Below are 16,416 nucleotides of genomic sequence, written 5' to 3' on the forward strand. Positions count from 1 at the left end.
TTCTTTCAAATTGAATCTACTTTACAAGGTGAGTTTGGAATTTTTATTTGGGTGATTCTTGAGACTTTAAAAACAATTTTTCTACTTGAACCACTCGTACTATTTAGCGTTTTAAAAAAATTAGATACAAAAAGAGAAGAAATAGAATGTGTTTTTAAGTTTGTTGGGCATATTGATATGCTGATTTCCATAGCATCTTTGAGAAAAGGAATTGAATCATTTTGTATACCAACTATTAATGATGGTGAAAAAATTATTGCTAATGATATTAGTCATCCCCTAATTTTAAATTGTACAATTAATAGTATTGAAATTGATGAAAAATCTATACTTCTTACAGGCTCAAATATGTCTGGAAAAACTTCTTTTATTCGTACAATTGGACTAAATATTATAACAGGCCTTACAATTAATACATGTTTTGCAAAATCAATGACTTTTCCATTGTTAAAAGTGTTTTCAGCTATCCGAATAAGTGATGATTTGATGAATGATAAAAGTTATTATTTTGAAGAGGTTTTAACTATAAAGGAAATGCTTAATGAGAGTAGAAATGGAAATAAAAACCTCTTTCTCTTAGATGAAATTTTTAAAGGTACAAATACAATAGAGCGAATTTCTGCTGGAAAATCCGTTTTATCAGCTTTAACAAAGAATAATAATAAAGTATTGGTTTCAACCCATGACATTGAATTAACTGATATGTTATCGGATGAATACGAATTATATCATTTTAGCGAAACAATAAATGATACTAACATAGCTTTTGACTATAAGCTGAAAAAAGGAAAACTAAATAAAAGAAACGCAATTAGGATACTTGAAATTAATGATTATCCTAAAGAAGTTGTGAAAGAAGCAAATGGGCTAGCTAAAGAACTAGACAAAACGTATTTAGAGAAAAACACTACTGGCAAAAGCACATAACAAAAATGGCGAGATTTGGTACTGAAACGAAAATTTCGGTGTGTTTATAAAAGAAAAAGTAAAATAAATAACTTGCGTTTGTGTGTCTGCCACAAACACATATGTGAGAAACGTTAGGCAACATTTAATTTCGAATTCCAATTAGAAAATTTTACTTATCTTTGACGTTAGTAATGTAAAACAATACTATGATTGTTTCTTTTCGATCGAAAGAGACTGAACAAATTTGGAATGGATATCGAGTAAAGAAAATGCCGATTGATATTCAAAAATTGGACGCCGAAAATTGAGAATGTTGAATAATTCGCAAAACATAGCTGATTTAAGAATTCCACCATCTAACCAACTTGAAAAGCTGAGCGGAAATTTAAGTGGATTTTACAGCATTAGAATTAACAAGCAATGGCGAATAATTTTTGAGTGGAATAGCGGAAATGCGAGCGAAGTAGAAATAGTCGATTATCACTAAAAACAGAGAAAATGGAAAAGTTAGCAAATGTACATCCTGGCGAAATTTTACTTCACGAATTTCTTGAGCCACTCGAAATTTCGGCGTATCGACTTTCTAAAGATTTGAAAATACCTCAAACTCGGATATCTGAAATCGTAAAAGGTCGACGTAGAATAACAGCTGATACGGCATTACGATTGAGTAAATATTTTGGAAACTCAGCTAAATTTTGGCTCGGACTTCAGGACGATTTTGATATCGAAGAAGGAAAGGAAAATAAGGGAAAAGAACTGAATGAAATTAAACAGTACGCTGATAAAAACGTTGCCTAACAGCGCATCCTATGAAAAACAGTCGTCCTGATCTTCGTTCACATTTATGATCTTCTTCTTTTAAGCCCCATCTCATTTACTTCTAATTTTTATATCAGGTTTTATTTATGCACTTGAGGAACTTCTTACTTTGTTTGAGGGTGCAATAAAAAGCTCTTGAGGTTTAGTCAAAATAAAGTACATTAAATAAATAGATAATGTACTTTATTTAGATAAGTTATGTACATTAATCTAAATAAACTACAGCTGGTATATGGGTTTTTATCAGGTCATTGTCAGTATTACTTCAGGTCAAATCAATTATTTAAGCTGTAAACCCTTAAAAAAAACTTCACTCGCTTCGCCATACTTTTTCTACAATACTGAATTACTTTCTGTTGATTCCAAAAGAAAAATTACTTTAAGCTCCAGGGATTTTTCTGATGGCTGGTTTTCAAAAAAGGTATATTTATTTGTCACCTGAACTTTAAAAAGATGAGTATAAAATTAATATGATTTTACCTTAGACAGTTGTATTGATACTACAACTACTTAATATTTCAAGTATTAAACACTTAAATTTGGCTACTGAAAAGTACAAGACTCAATTAGATTAACATCCACTAAACCTTTAAAACAAGGATATTTATGATCGATCCTAACTTATTATTGCAGCATAATGCAGAACTTCTTGAAGTTGAGAAAGGCCATATTATTTTCGACTATGGCAGCAAAGCCCAATTTTATTTTCAAGTGAAGTCTGGTGAAGTCAAAATGAATAACATCAACAGGGATGGAAAGGAATTTATTCAGGGCATCTTTTATGCTGGCCAAAGTTTTGGTGAACCGCCCTTATTTGCTGATGTAGCCTATCCGGCAGGAGCCGAAGCGATCACCGATGCTGAAATCTTTCGTTTACCAAAAGATGATTTTTTTGAGCTGTTGAAGACACATCCTCAAGTGCATCTTAAGATTTCTGAAGCATTAGCTTCCCGGCTTTACTATAAAGCCATTATGGCCTCAGAAATTTCATCTCAAGAGCCCGAACATCGCATCATACGATTGCTGGACTATACTAAAAAGCATATTCAAAATCTGGAAGAACATGAAATCCTGGAAGTCAATTTAACACGTCAGCAGATTGCGGATTTAACAGGATTGCGAGTTGAGACGGTCATTAGAGCATGCAAAGCTTTGGAAAAGAAAGGTGAAATTGAAATTAAAAATCGTAAGATTTTCAGATAATTAGCATACTCAATTAAGACCTGATTCAAATCATAAACAGTAGGAGCAATTACCTGTAGTTTAGAAGAAAAATATAATGGACATTATTGAAAGACTATCCGATGATTTTGAAAGGTTTTATATGGCCAATTCTATTCTGGGCATCATTGTTTCCAGTTGCCTTGGATCTATAGCTGCTATGATGGTGCTGGCAGATGGAAACTCTATTTTTCATGTCGTTCATTTGAGCTGGATTGTCATAGTTGCCATGATTTATAACGCAGCCGTTTTGGTTGGGATTAAGTCAAAACTGGTTTTCTATCTACAAGTGATAAGTGTTTTATCAAGCGTGCTTAGTATTGCTTACTATCTTTTTATTTCATGAAAACAGATCTAACGACAAGAGCGGATGTTTCTAAACTAGTCCATCGTTTTTATACAAAAGTTCGTAAAAACGAAGAGATCGGTCCCTTTTTCAATGAAATGATAAAGGACTGGGACGAGCATCTTGAAAAACTAATTGATTTCTGGGAAACCAATTTATTTTTTAAACGAAAATATAAAGGCAATCCAAAGCAGGCTCACATAAATGTTGACCAAAATTTTAATGAAAGTATAGAACAAAAACACTTTGGAATATGGTTAAACCTTTGGTTCGAAACTATCGACGATTATTTTGAAGGCGATTTGGCCAATCGTGCCAAAAACAACGCCAGAAATATGGCCTCACATATTTTTATGCAGATGTATATGAACAGGACTATAGACTCCTGAAAGGAAAACTTATCTTAAATACGTCTCCAGCTCTTCCTGGAGCATCATTTATATGCGCATACTTCTCTGGTAATAGAAAAACTTCAGATTTGAATACCTTTTATTCAACTTATGATTTGCAACAGAAATGGTACTACTTGTGCAACCTGACTTTAATTTCCAACTAAACTTTTTACAATCTATTTTCTACAGTAAGCTCGCTGAATGGAACACGTCTTATTTTATTATAAAAAAAACTTAGAATTCATGTATCAGGTCTGTCAAAAAAACTTCAGTTTTCGAGAGTTTGACTGACTAATCGATAATTTATTTTCACAGCATCTTTAGGGATAAACCCCAATTCTTCTTCAGACATTTGTTTAAAGTTTGTATTATTGTTCAACTTTAAAATTTTGCTCATAAAAAAGTAATTAGGCTGAATACTCTCAAAGCTAAAACATGAAATTATCAAAATGGTTCCAGTTTGTAAAGCCTAATTTAAATTTTTTTAATAATGGTTTTTTTGAATTTCCATATTTAGCAAATACGCCTGAATTATTTATAAAGTCAACCATCAATTCGCCAGGAAGTAAACATATCCCTGAAGATCAAGTCGTTTACAGAAACAATCCTTTTATTAAAGGAGAAATGCACTATCGAAAAATCGATGAGGGCTTGTGGCTTAGCATAACTAACTTAGAATTCAAGCATAACTCCATAATAAAATCTGTTTATGACACGGCCATTCCCAGTGAGCATTATTCCATAACATTTACTGTCTTTGAAAGTGAAGTTAAACTTCAAAACACATTCATAGATAAGGTGCCATTCTTTAATAAATTCTGGGGTTTCAAAAAGCCAGGCACCGATGTTGGAGCTAGTTTTTATAAAGGTTCTAAATGCGAATTTTATATTTTCTATATCAGCCCAGACTGGTTGGAAAAACACATACCACTTGATAAGCTGGGTGCTGAAATTCCATTTAAAAAGTTTTTAGATTCTGATAAAGGATTTATTTCCTATCAGGACATAGTGCCCAATGCTGTAGCTCAAGCCCATGAAATTTTACACACATTCAAAACATTTAATGACGATGTGTTTAGTGAAACCATTTTAAAAGCACAGAGCTTAAGCTTGATTTCCTCTTTTTTTAAAAATGTATTTGCCGATTTGCGGCATGAAAGTTACCAGGAAAATGGTGCAGCCGATTATAAGCTAATTGCAAAATGCGAAAGTATGATAGCTTCCAATTTGTCAGCACCTTTTATAGGAATTGAAGCCCTAGCTCAAAAACTGAATATATCCTCTACCAAACTAAAAATGGATTTCAAATCGGTTTATGGAAGCACTATTTTGCAATATATTATCGATAAAAAAATGCAGTTGGCGATGCAGCTTCTTTTAACAACAGAACTTCAAATCAAGCATATTAGCAATCAAGTAGGCTATGATAGCCCTAGTAAATTTAGTGCGGCATTCAAGAAAAAATACGGAAAGCTTCCTTCGGCTTATCGCCCTGATAGCCCTGCAAGCTAACTTATTGTACCATTAGTTGAAATATGTCCGAATGGGCTATCGATTTGTCGGAATGGGCTACTCGAATTATTTCCAAGAAAGTAGTTTTGCTTCATAAATATATAAAACCATAATTTATGAATCGGAAATTTTACTTTTTAATGGGTATGCTTTTTATAGCGTTTACCTCTTTTTCACAAACATTAGATCAATCCAATGCTCCAGAGAATATAGGAGGCGCCATTTTTAGCATAAGTTCTACTAATAGTGTTGGTCAATCATTTACAGCTGGTGTTACTGGAAATTTATCTCAGATTAACATTAGGATATTAAATATTTCAGGCACCTTTACTCCTGGTGACTTACAGTTGAGGGTATTGTCTGGTGATGGATATGCGGGTACTGTTTTAAATACAACCACTATAGAGGTTTTAACAGTAGGAGATCAATTCACGTATCAAGAATTGGATATACCTCTGTCTCAAAGTATTCCTATTACAGCTGGAAGCACATACACCTTAGATTTACAATTCTCTGGTAATGTTGAAACTCAAGCCTTGACCGGAGATCCTTATCCCAGAGGTATTTTGTATACTAATAATTCCGCTTCTAATAGCAATGATTTGTGGTTTAAAACTTTTGTAACTGCAGACCCATCGACACATTTAAATTTTGATGGCGTTGATGATTATGTAAATTTAACAAACTTAATTTCAGCAGGTGATTCTTATACAAAACAAGCAATGATAAGACCTACAGATATTTCTTCAAGTGCAGGACATAATATTTTATCAAATACTAACGAAGTGTTTTGGATTTGGGACGGAAATATTAGAGCAGGTAATAATGGAAGTTTTCAACATGTACTTGCTAGTGCGGCATCATTATTAAACACTTGGAATCAAGTTACAGTTACTTATGATGCACCAAGTACAACTATGAAATTATACTTAAATGGTACATTAGTTAGTGAGAATAATAGTGTGCCTCCAACTATTGGCGGAAATATTCAAATAGGAGCCTATGGTTCAAGTGCAACGTTTAATGGAGATATTGACGAGGTTCGTATTTGGAAAAGAGCACTGTCTTTAGTAGAAATTCAAAGTAATATCAATTGTGAATTACAAGGTACAGAAGCAGGTTTAATAGCGTACTATAAGTTTAACCAAGGTTTAGGTAGTCAAGATAACTCAAGTATAACATCTTTGACCGATGAAACCGCTAGTGGTCTTGATGGTGTTTTGTCAGGTTTTGCTTTAACGGGGACATCCTCAAACTTTTTAACAGAAGTGGCAAATACTGTGGTGAATCCAATAATAATCCCAACTTTTGAGCCTATTGCAGCTATTTGCGCTGGAGAACCCCTAGATGCTTTGCCTACCACTTCGGTAGAAGATATTTCGGGGACCTGGTCACCTGAATTGAATAATACAGAAACTACTACTTATACGTTTACGCCAACTTCTGGACAATGTGCTTCTTCCGCAACTCTAGAAATTGTAGTTAATGAATTGCCTGTTATTACGGCCAATGACACTGAAAGCAAATGTGAATTTGGTAGTCTTATGTTAGAACCTAAGGTAAATGATCCAAACGCACAAAGTGCTGTTGGTTTTGTGGGAGAATTTGCAGAAGCAAACTGGGATCAATTTACTCAGTCGCATTCAAATGGCAGCATTACTTTTACTGATAATACCCTTAAAATGGTAAGCAGTAACACTGGTTCTGGAATTACACCAACGGTTAATTCTACCAACATTGAGATGCCATACGATGCTACAGTTACATTTGACTGGAGTTATTCAGCGGGGGATATTGCAGAAAATGATTTCCCGCTTGTTGGGACAAATTCAATGAACTTATTTTTATTTACAGGCTTTTCAAAGCAAGGAAGCTCTGGTCAAAGCGGTGTTCATAGTATTTCCATACCAGCAGGTGAAAATTTATTGTTAGCCATAAGCTCTAATGATGCCTTGGGCTCTGCAACAGTAACTATTTCTAATTTTAAAGTTACGCCTAGCAATACCTATTTATGGGAAGCCAGTAATGGAGGTGTAATTTTTGGAGCAACAGATGAATTGAATTTAGGAGTTGATGAGGCTGGTACTTATACACTTACTGTGACCAACCCCAGTGGCTGTTCTACTTCAAAATCAATTGATGTTATTGTAACTGAATCGCCTGCTCCAGTAGCAGAAGCAAATCAAGTATTTTGCAGTGGCGCAACAGTTAGTCAATTGCAGGCTGAAGGCGAAAATCTAATCTGGTACAATTCAGACTTCGATGAATTAAGCGGTACAACCGCACTTTTGAGCGGCACTTATTTTGTATCTCAAACTGTCGATACCTGTGAGAGTGAGGTTACTGAAGTCGCTGTAAGCATAACTGAATTGCCTGCGGCACCAACTTTAGCAACGCAACAGCTTTGCTTTGACGCTTATGTTTCTGATTTACCTGTTTCAGAAATAAACAATGTTGTGTACCAATATTATGATACAGCTACTGGAGGAACAGCTTTATCTAACGATACCGCTTTATCTACAGGTACATACTATGTTTCTACTTTTAATGAACTTTCATCTTGCGAAAGTGAAAGAAGTAGTGTTCAGGTGAATGTAAGTACTGAAATAACGGCTACAGTTGTTTCACAAAATAATGTTTCTTGCTACGGTTCTGCCGATGGTTCTGCCACTGTTGAAGTTTCAGGCGGCACACCACCTTATAGTTATGAATGGAGTAACGGATCTACTTCACCAACCTTATCAGGAGTTACTTCTGGGGTTTATAATTTAGCGGTAATAGATGCCAATGGTTGTGGTACTTCTCTTATTGATAATACACCTGCTATTGTAACTGTTACCATTACAGAACCTGCACTAGTGGAAGCGCCAATTGTAGAATCACAAACTTTCTGTGGTACTACAATCGTAGCAGATTTACAAGGTGAAGGCAATATGCTTAAGTGGTATTTAGAAGTAGACGATACCGATGCTCTAAGTCATATTGCAAACATTACCACTGGAACTTATTATGTCTCACAAACTGTCAATGCTTGTGAAAGTGAAAGAACTGAGGTTTCCATTTATATATCTGAAGTTCCTGATGCGCCAATCGCTGAGGAACAATTTTTTTGTGGAGCTTCCACAGTGGCAGATTTAGATGCAATTGGTACAGATTTAAGTTGGTATACTAATATCGATACACCTTTCTCTTTGAATCCTTCAGAATCTATCAATTCAGGTACATATTATGTTTCAGGGATTAACCTTGACGGCTGTGAAAGTGAAAGAACTGCGGTGCAAGTTACCGTAAACTCAATTCCAGAGCCAACAATTAGTTATGATACCAACAGTGAGAGTTTAGAAACCGGAGTTTTTGAAACTTACCAATGGTATTTGGGAGAAGATGTAATTGAAGGTGCAACTTCTCAAACCTTCCAACCAAGCGTAAATGGAATTTATACCGTTGTTGTCACTAATAACAATTGCGAAGGCGTATCAGGCGAACTTAATTTAAGCACTCTAAGCCTGAAAGATTTCAGCGCCAGCATCGGTTTATATCCAAACCCTGCCAGAAGCGAAATAACGGTAAGCTACGGAGGAATTGACACAAACGAAGTAGAATTATATATGTACGACTTAACTGGTAAACTAATGGGCTCAAGCCTCATTAACCAAAGGGTTCAGACCATAAATGTGAGCACTTTAAATGAAGGGGTTTACCTGTTCAGATTCGTTGGTCCTCGCGTTAATGAAACCCGAAAAGTGATTATTAAAAAATAGCTCTATATTATAGACATTAAGTATTTTAAACCTGCCAGGTGATCATCACCTGGCAGGTTTTTTTATGAAACGAGTCTTCAAAAGATTGACTCAAAATGAGAATATGTAAAGATGAGCCGTTGTTAAAGCACAAATGCATAAAGGTGACCATGAAGGTTATCCTTACCATAAAAAAATAGAAACAAGGCCAGGCCTTGGTGTTTTAATATGTGCACTTTATTATAGACAAACAAAATATGGCCTCACATATTTTTATGCAGATGTATATGAGTAGGAAAAATAATTCGTAAGTTCAATTTTTAAAGAAATTAATAGGTCAGGAATTTATGACTAATAAGCCGATTAAAAGACATAAAGCCTTACAGAATCTAAGCAGAGAACATCACGATGGGCTTATTTTTGCTTTGCGCTTACAGAAAGGAGTGGCAAAAAAGGCTGAGCTTCAGGACATGGAAGAGTATGCGACCTGGTTCTGGAAACATCACTTGGTTCCGCATTTTGAAATGGAAGAAACACAGTTGTTTCCCAGACTAGACGATGAACACGAATTGGTTAAAAAAGCAAAACAACAGCATCATGAATTGAAATCTTTTTTTGATGTAAAGTCCAAGAGTTATTTAGATTTTGAAAGGATCTATAAGTTACTTCAAAAGCACATTCGTTTGGAGGAGCGAGAGTTGTTTAATTTGATTCAAAAGCAATTGAATGAAAAACAGCTTAAGGAGTTTCATGACATTCATGATTCACAACAAGCCTGTGAAGTTTGGCCTAATCCATTTTGGAAGTAATACCACTATTGTTTTAAGCTGAGATAAATGAACGCGGTTTATGTTTTCATATAATTTTCATCAGTTTTATTTCTGAATAACACACTCTATTTCTTAATTTTTAGTAAATTTATAGAAGGATTAAATATTTTATTGCATAAAGATTAATCATGAAGTATAGGTAAGTGAAATCTTAGTAAATTTAATATGGCCAAATGTTAGTTTTTATTTTAGGATATTATGAAAACAATTCACAACATTTTACTGCTCACGGACTTCTCTGAAGTCTCTGAAAGCGCTGCAGCTTATGCCTTAAAAATCGGTAAAAAAATAAACTCTAAGGTAGAAATTTTACACCTTATCAATACACCTGTAGAGTGGTCAAAACTTCCCCTGGAAAAAGAAAAGCTATATCCTGAGACAAAAGCTGAGATAGGAAACGCAAAAGCTAAATTATCGGCTATGTCCATTGATTTTTCAAAACAAGGGGTGAAAACTAAAGAATCCTTAATATTTAATGAAGGAGTTGAGAATATACCAGAACATATCAACGCAGATAAATATGATTTGATCATCATGGGCTCTCATGGTTCCAAAGGCATTAAGGAATCTGTTATAGGGTCTAATGCACAAAAGATATTACGTCGTATTAAAATTCCTATTTTAGTTGTAAAAACACCCTTTAGTAGTGATGCATTTAGTCGAATTGTTATGGCTTCTACCTTTGAAAAAAATCAAAAGCCATTTTTTAAACAAATGCTGAATTTCGCTACAGACCTTGAGGTTGGTATTGATTTATTGTACATCAACACACCTTATAACTTTAGGGAAACCCAGCAAATACAGCAAATGCTTAGCTCGTTTTGTGAAGAATGTCCAGAAAACGATTGTGGTAAACATCATGTAGATGCCTTTAATGAAGAAAGCGGAATCCAATATTTTATGGAAAATTCTGAAGCAGGTCTGTTTGCTATAGCCACTTCTGAAAAATCGCAATTATCCCGTTTGTTTTCGCCTAGTTTAAGTGAAGCTGTTATCAATCATTTGGATATCCCGGTTTTGGTGTTTCACCTTGAGACCGGCAGTCGATAGAAGTCACGGACCAATATATGACTTATTCTAATCCACTTTTAAGATGTTTTGCTATAAAGTTTTAATTTTGAATCAGGTGTTTAACAGTGACGCTTAACTATAAACTATGGAATTTATTGATTATTATAAAATTTTAGGACTAACCAAAAAGGCAACTGAAAAAGAGATTAAAGCAGCCTATCGTAAGCTTGCCAGAAAACACCATCCTGACTTAAACCCCAACAATCAAGAGGCTGAAAACAAATTCAAACAGGTGAACGAGGCTTATGAGGTGTTGGGTGACCCAGAAAAACGGAAAAAATATAATGAGTTTGGCAAGGACTGGAAACACGCAGATGAATTTAAAGAAGCTCAGCGGCAGCGGCAACAGCAAAGACAACAGCAACAGGCCTATGGAGGTGCTGGTGCAAGTTCAAGTCAACATGAGTTTTCCGGAGATTTTTCAGATTTTTTTGAATCGATGTTTGGAGGTCAGGGAAGAGGAGCAAGACAAACTAAATATAGAGGGCAGGATTTAAATGCTGAATTACATCTAAATATAAAAGATGTCTATACCTCACAAAAGCAAACCCTTACTGTTAATGGCAAGAAAATTCGTTTAAGTTTTCCTGCAGGTATTGAAAATGGTCAGGTTATAAAAATAAACGGTCATGGTGCTCCAGGGGCAAATGGAGGACCGAATGGAGATTTATACATTACATTTTCTATAAAAAATGACACTAAATTTAAGCGAGACGGAAAGCATTTATATACCACAGCAGATTTAGATCTTTATACAGCTTTGCTGGGTGGGGAAGTCTTGATAGATACTTTTGATGGTCAGGTTAAGCTTAAAGTTGCACCAGAAACCCAATCTGGCACAAAAATAAAATTGAAAGGCAAAGGTTTTCCGGTCTATAAAAAGGAGAATGAATATGGGGATTTGTTTGTCACTTATGAAGTGAAATTACCAACAAACCTGTCTCAAAAAGAAAAAGAATTACTAACAGAATTAAAAAATATAAGAGATCATGGATGAAAATAATTTGATACTTGTTGAACAATTCTGCTCAGACTGTGATATCAATCTTTCTTTTATCAAGACTTTGAACGAGTATGGCGTGATTGAGATTGTTGTTTTAGATGATAAAAAATACATTTTAAATGAACAGCTAAAAACTCTGGAAAGAGCCATTCAATTTCATTATGAGTTGAATATCAATATAGAAGGTATAGACGTCATTCATAATTTACTGTATCAAATCAACGACTTACAGGAAGAATTAAGAGTAACTAAAAACAAGTTAAAGGCATTCAAATTAAACGAACAAACAGATGACAGATTTCAGTAAAAAGCAATGGTAAACACCGATAGAACAGGCGTAGATAAAGATGACAAAGCGGTAAATATCGACAGTTATTTAGACCCACATTTTGTACAGCGAAGCAACTGGTTAAGAGCAGCAGTACTGGGTGCAAACGACGGGATTATTTCTACGGCTAGTCTGGCTATTGGGGTAACCACCGCAAGTTTAACAAGAGACCCTATTTTGCTTGCGACTACAGCAGGCGTAGTTGCTGGAGCACTATCTATGGCTGCAGGAGAATACGTTTCTGTAAGCTCTCAGACCGATGTTGAAAAAGCAGATATTGAAAGAGAGAAAAAAGAACTGGAAGAGATGCCAGAGTTGGAATTACAGATGCTAGCCAAAATTTATGAAGATCGCGGATTGAAAAAAGAAACAGCTCTTACTGTTGCTAAAGAACTGACTGAAAAAGATGCTTTGAGAGCACATGTAAGAGATGAGTTAGGTATCAACGACATCAATCAGGCAAAACCCATCGAAGCTGCTTTAACCTCTTGTGTAGCATTTGCTTTTGGCGGCGCTTTACCTTTGCTGGTCACCATTTTTGCCCCGATGGATTCTATGGAATATTACCTTTACGGATTTACTATTATTTCCCTGATTATTCTTGGAGCTATCTCGGCCAAAACGGGTGGGTCTGGTATTCCAAAAGCTATCCTTAGAATTGTGATCTGGGGGTCTATTGCCATGGGATTATCTGCCCTTGTAGGCTATTTGTTTGGGGTGAATGTTTAGCTAATACCAATTGGTCACATAAAGAGAAAGCATGTGAGTCTGAGAAAACCAGTAGCAACATCTAAGCTGGCAGCAGTAATTTCAGCAAAGAAAAGATCTGATTTAAGCCCTATAAGCTCCAGCCTAAGGTAGTTTGAAAGATATAATCTGTTTTGTTTGGAGTGTTTGCAGGTTGATTGTCGTAATTCAAGCTTAACCCAAGATTGATAAAAAAATCCAAAGGTAAATCGTATTTTATATCAACACTAAAATCAGTTCTCCATCGCCCAGACTCTGTGAAACTCGGATAAACAACAACTCTGCTTAACAGGTTTAAGTCGCCTATATCGTACAAATTGGCTTCGGTTCCCAAAAAGGCCTCGGAACTACTTCTGCTATTGCTTAAACTTTCTGAACTAAAATTTTCCTGATTAAATGAAACCCCTGTTTGTAACCCCCAATACAAACTATTGGTTCGGATAAGATATCTACCAAACCCCAATTTACTCAATGTCCTGAGATCAATATTTTGAGCCGTATTGGACAACCAATTGACTTCCCCCAATCCAAACCATTTTCTTTTAAAATAATGCTTGTAAACAAGATTAGCATCTAAACGCTGAGTTGTAAAAACATCGCTTTGGGTTGAGACAATGTGGTTATAACTTGTTGAAGCAGACCAGCCTTTGGTTCTATAGCCTAAATTACTTCTAACGCTGTATTGCGACAGGTTATTCGCTTTAGCGAAATTATAGCCTAAACTTAGTGAAGCCTCCAGGTTACCCCAAAAGGAATAGTCGATTTGCTTGAGAAAAACAATATCTTTTAAGGTCGTGGTGGCCAATGTATCGGTCTGACTTACAATTGCAACTTCTCCGTCTAAAGTACTCATTAATTGACCTGAAAAATGTTCTCCTGAACTAAGCGTAATCAAATATCCTGTTTTGGTTTTTAGCTGAACTAACTCTTTCCATTTGATTTTGAAGTCACTATCGCTATAATCCGTTTTAAATGTTGCGACGTTTTGTTTCATTTCCATGAGCTCCCCAACCAGAATATCTCCTGTCTTAAGATGAAGAGAATCTGTTTGGGAATAGGTGAGATCACAATTGAAAAACACGGCAGATACAACTACGATTGAAAATAGTGAATATGCAAAAGTCTTGAACTTACATTTCATGAAATTTTCAAGTTTAGTTTTGGTGTTGCTTTTTTAGCAGCTTCAAAAGACTGATTTTACTTTCATCAAGCAATCTTAAGGTGTCGTTTTCAATTTCATAATAATTTACTTTTTTAAAGGCTTCAAGCAAATTATCCTCTATCGTCATGTCTTCACAAGCCTTCAAGGTGATAAGGTTTGGCATCAGTGTGATCTTATTTGAACTGCCTTCTAATTCGTAATGACCTCTAATGCTATTGCATCCCCCGTATCCAACCATCAAATTGTCTTTAATTTTGAAAATCAAATGTGCTTCTGTTTGGCTATCCTCAAAAGAAGCAATGGTTTTTCCATTGAGTTCTGTCAATTTCCAAAAGTTTTCAAATAATTGATTTTGAACAGGTGATTTGGTAAGCTCATAAAGATCAGAAAGGTCACCCGTTATTTTTTTATCATTACTATCTAAAGCAAAGAGAATATTTTCGCCAACCTGGTAGGCATTTGGTTTGGAATGGTCTAGTCTAATGATGGTACCTGCATCGTTCCAGGAAAACTTACCGCTCGTCGTAAAAGTTTCATCAGTTTCACCCAAGTAGATTTGTTCCTTCACATAAGTCAAGTCTTTATGCAGTGTGATTTGAGTTTCTATTCCTTCACAATCAGCACAAGGTAGAACCCCTTTATAAACGCCATTCCAATCAAGTGCATTTCGACTAGTATCTGCAGTTGGGAGTGCTTTATCTTCCTTATTTTCTTGCTGGCCTGGTTTGTCTTTACAAGAAGTCAAAACCATTAGAATTATTAAAATTAAACTGAAAAAAGACCTCATCTCAAATTTTTTAAATTTCTAAACTGAAATTACTTAAGCTTATTTTTAAAAATCTTTCCATTTTTCATAATCAGCACCAGATTTTCTTCTGCATTGTTCAATAGCTCCAAATCTTTAAGCGGATTTCCATCAACGATAAGTATATCTGCCAAAGCGCCTTCTTCTATAACGCCTATTTTGCCAGTATAAGGACTTCTTTTACCAGACATAGCAAGAAGATCTGCATTGTCTGCAGTTGCCATCTTTAGAATTTCAAAATTATTAAACCAACGTTTCATCTTGAGTAACTGTGCATTGGGCTCTGCTGCTTTCTTTGCATTAAATAAGACATCTGAGCCGTAAGCAATTTTCATTTTATATTTTTTGGATAAAGCAAAAGCCTTATCTGTGCCGGAATACATTTCCAATTGTTTAGCACGGCTTTCTGGTGATAAATTACCAGTATTTCCTTCATCAATAAAAGGTTGTAAACTCCAAAACACATTGTTATCGGCCATTAGCTTTACAGTTTCTTCATCGATGAGCTGTCCGTGATCTATACATTTTACTCCTGCATTGATGGCCTGCTGTATGGCACGTGGGGTATAGGCATGAACAGTGACATAAGTTCCCCAATTCTCTGCCGCTTCCACCGCTGCTTTGATTTCGGGAAGGGTGTACTGTGTTACATCCAGAGGGTCATACACAGAAGAAACACCTCCGCCAGCCATCAATTTAATCTGACTTGCTCCTTGCATGAGTTGTTCTCTGGTTTTCACCCTTACTGCATCAGGGTTATCGGCTATAGCTGCAGCATTAATACGCTCGGCATAGGACAATCCACGACTGGGATCGGCTGGAATTTCATTGGGTAATCGGAAATCACCATGACCACCAGTTTGAGAAATAAATGCACCTGACGGCCATATTCTTGGGCCTTTGGAAACACCTTTGTCAATGGCTTTTTTCAAGCCAAAAACGGGACCTCCCAGATCCCTCACGCTTGTATAACCATTCATCAGTAGGTTTTCAGCGTTTTTAGCAGCAGCAAGATTCACAAATCCAATATCTGAAGTGAGTAAAACCATTTGTGGCAGACTCGCAAACATGGTATGGTAATGCGCATCTATCAATCCTGGCATAAGAAACTTCCCGTTTCCATCAATTATCTGAGTGTTCCCGCTTTTGTCTGTCGCAATAGGATTTTTGGAGATTTTGTTAATGCTGTTATCAATAATCAGAACATTAGCTTTAAATGTTTTTTGATCTTTACCATTAAAGATTTCAACGTTATTAATTAATGTAGTTTGCTGAGCAAGTAAACTACTGAAACAGAAGAAAAAAGAAAGCAGAAGCAGGGGAAGTCTCATCATATTGACTTTAAAGTTAGTGATAACAAAGATTATCAAATATTTTTAAATTAACATAAAACGGATTCTTTTTTTAATGTTTGTGATTAACCATAATTTGCTTTTTGGTCTTTTCTGCTTCGACTTTAAACAACTAATGTCTTGAAATTAAAAGGGGACGTTATAAAAATTAGGTTTCGACTGCGTCTGCCTGCAGT

General features: G+C 35.5%; 16 protein-coding genes and 1 pseudogene. 13 read left to right on the plus strand and 4 right to left on the minus strand.

Features of this window, described 5'->3' with window-relative positions; genetic code table 11:
• The 6 genes and pseudogenes from ACFQ0R_RS01370 to ACFQ0R_RS01395 form a co-directional block, all read left to right on the plus strand.
• Positions 1-927 (plus strand): MutS-related protein (locus ACFQ0R_RS01370; RefSeq protein ID WP_449314335.1); only part of this gene is annotated, 927 nt, incomplete at its 5' end.
• 188 nt (positions 928-1,115) lie between these two features.
• Positions 1,116-1,396, plus strand: a pseudogene (locus tag ACFQ0R_RS01375) (type II toxin-antitoxin system RelE/ParE family toxin).
• An 11-nt stretch (positions 1,397-1,407) separates the two neighbouring features.
• Complete coding sequence (locus tag ACFQ0R_RS01380) at positions 1,408-1,710, plus strand: HigA family addiction module antitoxin (RefSeq protein WP_379656580.1); 303 nt, start codon at positions 1,408-1,410, stop codon at positions 1,708-1,710.
• Positions 1,711-2,337: 627 nt separating this feature from the next.
• Positions 2,338-2,934 (plus strand): Crp/Fnr family transcriptional regulator, encoded by a 597-nt coding sequence (locus ACFQ0R_RS01385; protein WP_379656581.1) that lies wholly within the window; start codon positions 2,338-2,340, stop codon positions 2,932-2,934.
• A 76-nt stretch (positions 2,935-3,010) separates the two neighbouring features.
• Positions 3,011-3,298 carry a hypothetical protein gene (locus ACFQ0R_RS01390; RefSeq protein WP_379656582.1) on the plus strand — a complete coding sequence of 96 codons (288 nt, stop codon included), beginning with the start codon at positions 3,011-3,013 and terminating at the stop codon, positions 3,296-3,298.
• Positions 3,295-3,687: a group III truncated hemoglobin gene (locus ACFQ0R_RS01395; RefSeq protein ID WP_379656583.1), complete on the plus strand. Its 393-nt coding sequence runs from the start codon at positions 3,295-3,297 to the stop codon at positions 3,685-3,687. Before ACFQ0R_RS01390 ends, ACFQ0R_RS01395 begins: the two co-directional genes overlap by 4 nt.
• Before the next feature lie 271 nt (positions 3,688-3,958).
• Here ACFQ0R_RS01395 and ACFQ0R_RS01400 read toward each other — a convergent pair whose 3' ends face one another.
• Positions 3,959-4,087 (minus strand): hypothetical protein, encoded by a 129-nt coding sequence (locus ACFQ0R_RS01400; protein WP_379656584.1) that lies wholly within the window; start codon positions 4,085-4,087, stop codon positions 3,959-3,961.
• Between the two features lie 38 nt (positions 4,088-4,125).
• Here ACFQ0R_RS01400 and ACFQ0R_RS01405 point away from each other — a divergent pair, with 38 nt between their 5' ends.
• From ACFQ0R_RS01405 to ACFQ0R_RS01435, 7 genes are all read left to right on the plus strand, one after another.
• The gene (locus ACFQ0R_RS01405; RefSeq protein ID WP_379656585.1) at positions 4,126-5,202 is read left to right on the plus strand and encodes a helix-turn-helix domain-containing protein; all 1,077 of its coding nucleotides are present in this window, start codon (positions 4,126-4,128) and stop codon (positions 5,200-5,202) included.
• 116 nt (positions 5,203-5,318) lie between these two features.
• Positions 5,319-8,963 (plus strand): Ig-like domain-containing protein, encoded by a 3,645-nt coding sequence (locus ACFQ0R_RS01410; protein ID WP_379656586.1) that lies wholly within the window; start codon positions 5,319-5,321, stop codon positions 8,961-8,963.
• A gap of 326 nt (positions 8,964-9,289) precedes the next feature.
• Positions 9,290-9,751 (plus strand): hemerythrin domain-containing protein, encoded by a 462-nt coding sequence (locus ACFQ0R_RS01415; RefSeq protein ID WP_379656587.1) that lies wholly within the window; start codon positions 9,290-9,292, stop codon positions 9,749-9,751.
• Positions 9,752-9,970: 219 nt separating this feature from the next.
• Positions 9,971-10,822 (plus strand): universal stress protein, encoded by an 852-nt coding sequence (locus ACFQ0R_RS01420; protein WP_379656588.1) that lies wholly within the window; start codon positions 9,971-9,973, stop codon positions 10,820-10,822.
• 106 nt (positions 10,823-10,928) lie between these two features.
• Positions 10,929-11,840: a DnaJ C-terminal domain-containing protein gene (locus ACFQ0R_RS01425; protein ID WP_379656589.1), complete on the plus strand. Its 912-nt coding sequence runs from the start codon at positions 10,929-10,931 to the stop codon at positions 11,838-11,840.
• On the plus strand, positions 11,833-12,153 hold the full coding sequence (locus ACFQ0R_RS01430; protein ID WP_379656590.1) for a chaperone modulator CbpM: 321 nt from the start codon (positions 11,833-11,835) through the stop codon (positions 12,151-12,153). Before ACFQ0R_RS01425 ends, ACFQ0R_RS01430 begins: the two co-directional genes overlap by 8 nt.
• 6 nt (positions 12,154-12,159) lie before the next feature.
• On the plus strand, positions 12,160-12,903 hold the full coding sequence (locus tag ACFQ0R_RS01435; RefSeq protein ID WP_379656591.1) for a VIT1/CCC1 transporter family protein: 744 nt from the start codon (positions 12,160-12,162) through the stop codon (positions 12,901-12,903).
• 109 nt (positions 12,904-13,012) lie between these two features.
• Here ACFQ0R_RS01435 and ACFQ0R_RS01440 read toward each other — a convergent pair whose 3' ends face one another.
• Genes ACFQ0R_RS01440 through ACFQ0R_RS01450 form a run of 3 tightly spaced genes read right to left on the minus strand, consistent with a single transcriptional unit; the run spans position 13,013 to position 16,222 of the window.
• Positions 13,013-14,062: a DUF481 domain-containing protein gene (locus tag ACFQ0R_RS01440; protein ID WP_379656592.1), complete on the minus strand. Its 1,050-nt coding sequence runs from the start codon at positions 14,060-14,062 to the stop codon at positions 13,013-13,015.
• 13 nt (positions 14,063-14,075) lie between these two features.
• Positions 14,076-14,870 carry a copper resistance protein NlpE N-terminal domain-containing protein gene (locus ACFQ0R_RS01445; protein ID WP_379656593.1) on the minus strand — a complete coding sequence of 265 codons (795 nt, stop codon included), beginning with the start codon at positions 14,868-14,870 and terminating at the stop codon, positions 14,076-14,078.
• A 29-nt stretch (positions 14,871-14,899) separates the two neighbouring features.
• Positions 14,900-16,222: a metal-dependent hydrolase family protein gene (locus ACFQ0R_RS01450; RefSeq protein WP_379656594.1), complete on the minus strand. Its 1,323-nt coding sequence runs from the start codon at positions 16,220-16,222 to the stop codon at positions 14,900-14,902.
• Positions 16,223-16,416: the final 194 nt, after the last annotated feature.

Origin of the sequence: Psychroflexus salinarum, from assembly GCF_042677225.1 — a bacterium.
In the GTDB taxonomy this organism is placed as follows: domain Bacteria; phylum Bacteroidota; class Bacteroidia; order Flavobacteriales; family Flavobacteriaceae; genus Psychroflexus; species Psychroflexus salinarum.

Bases quoted from the DNA above. Each gene is read 5' to 3' on its own strand.
- ACFQ0R_RS01380 (WP_379656580.1), top strand. From the start codon at position 1,408: ATGGAAAAGTTAGCAAATGTACATCCTGGCGAAATTTTACTTCACGAA.
- ACFQ0R_RS01400 (WP_379656584.1), bottom strand. From the start codon at position 4,087: ATGAGCAAAATTTTAAAGTTGAACAATAATACAAACTTTAAACAAATG.
- ACFQ0R_RS01395 (WP_379656583.1), top strand. From the start codon at position 3,295: ATGAAAACAGATCTAACGACAAGAGCGGATGTTTCTAAACTAGTCCAT.
- ACFQ0R_RS01390 (WP_379656582.1), top strand. From the start codon at position 3,011: ATGGACATTATTGAAAGACTATCCGATGATTTTGAAAGGTTTTATATG.
- ACFQ0R_RS01450 (WP_379656594.1), bottom strand. From the start codon at position 16,222: ATGATGAGACTTCCCCTGCTTCTGCTTTCTTTTTTCTTCTGTTTCAGT.
- ACFQ0R_RS01415 (WP_379656587.1), top strand. From the start codon at position 9,290: ATGACTAATAAGCCGATTAAAAGACATAAAGCCTTACAGAATCTAAGC.
- ACFQ0R_RS01445 (WP_379656593.1), bottom strand. From the start codon at position 14,870: ATGAGGTCTTTTTTCAGTTTAATTTTAATAATTCTAATGGTTTTGACT.
- ACFQ0R_RS01385 (WP_379656581.1), top strand. From the start codon at position 2,338: ATGATCGATCCTAACTTATTATTGCAGCATAATGCAGAACTTCTTGAA.
- ACFQ0R_RS01440 (WP_379656592.1), bottom strand. From the start codon at position 14,062: ATGAAATGTAAGTTCAAGACTTTTGCATATTCACTATTTTCAATCGTA.
- ACFQ0R_RS01430 (WP_379656590.1), top strand. From the start codon at position 11,833: ATGGATGAAAATAATTTGATACTTGTTGAACAATTCTGCTCAGACTGT.
- ACFQ0R_RS01435 (WP_379656591.1), top strand. From the start codon at position 12,160: ATGGTAAACACCGATAGAACAGGCGTAGATAAAGATGACAAAGCGGTA.
- ACFQ0R_RS01410 (WP_379656586.1), top strand. From the start codon at position 5,319: ATGAATCGGAAATTTTACTTTTTAATGGGTATGCTTTTTATAGCGTTT.
- ACFQ0R_RS01405 (WP_379656585.1), top strand. From the start codon at position 4,126: ATGAAATTATCAAAATGGTTCCAGTTTGTAAAGCCTAATTTAAATTTT.
- ACFQ0R_RS01425 (WP_379656589.1), top strand. From the start codon at position 10,929: ATGGAATTTATTGATTATTATAAAATTTTAGGACTAACCAAAAAGGCA.
- ACFQ0R_RS01420 (WP_379656588.1), top strand. From the start codon at position 9,971: ATGAAAACAATTCACAACATTTTACTGCTCACGGACTTCTCTGAAGTC.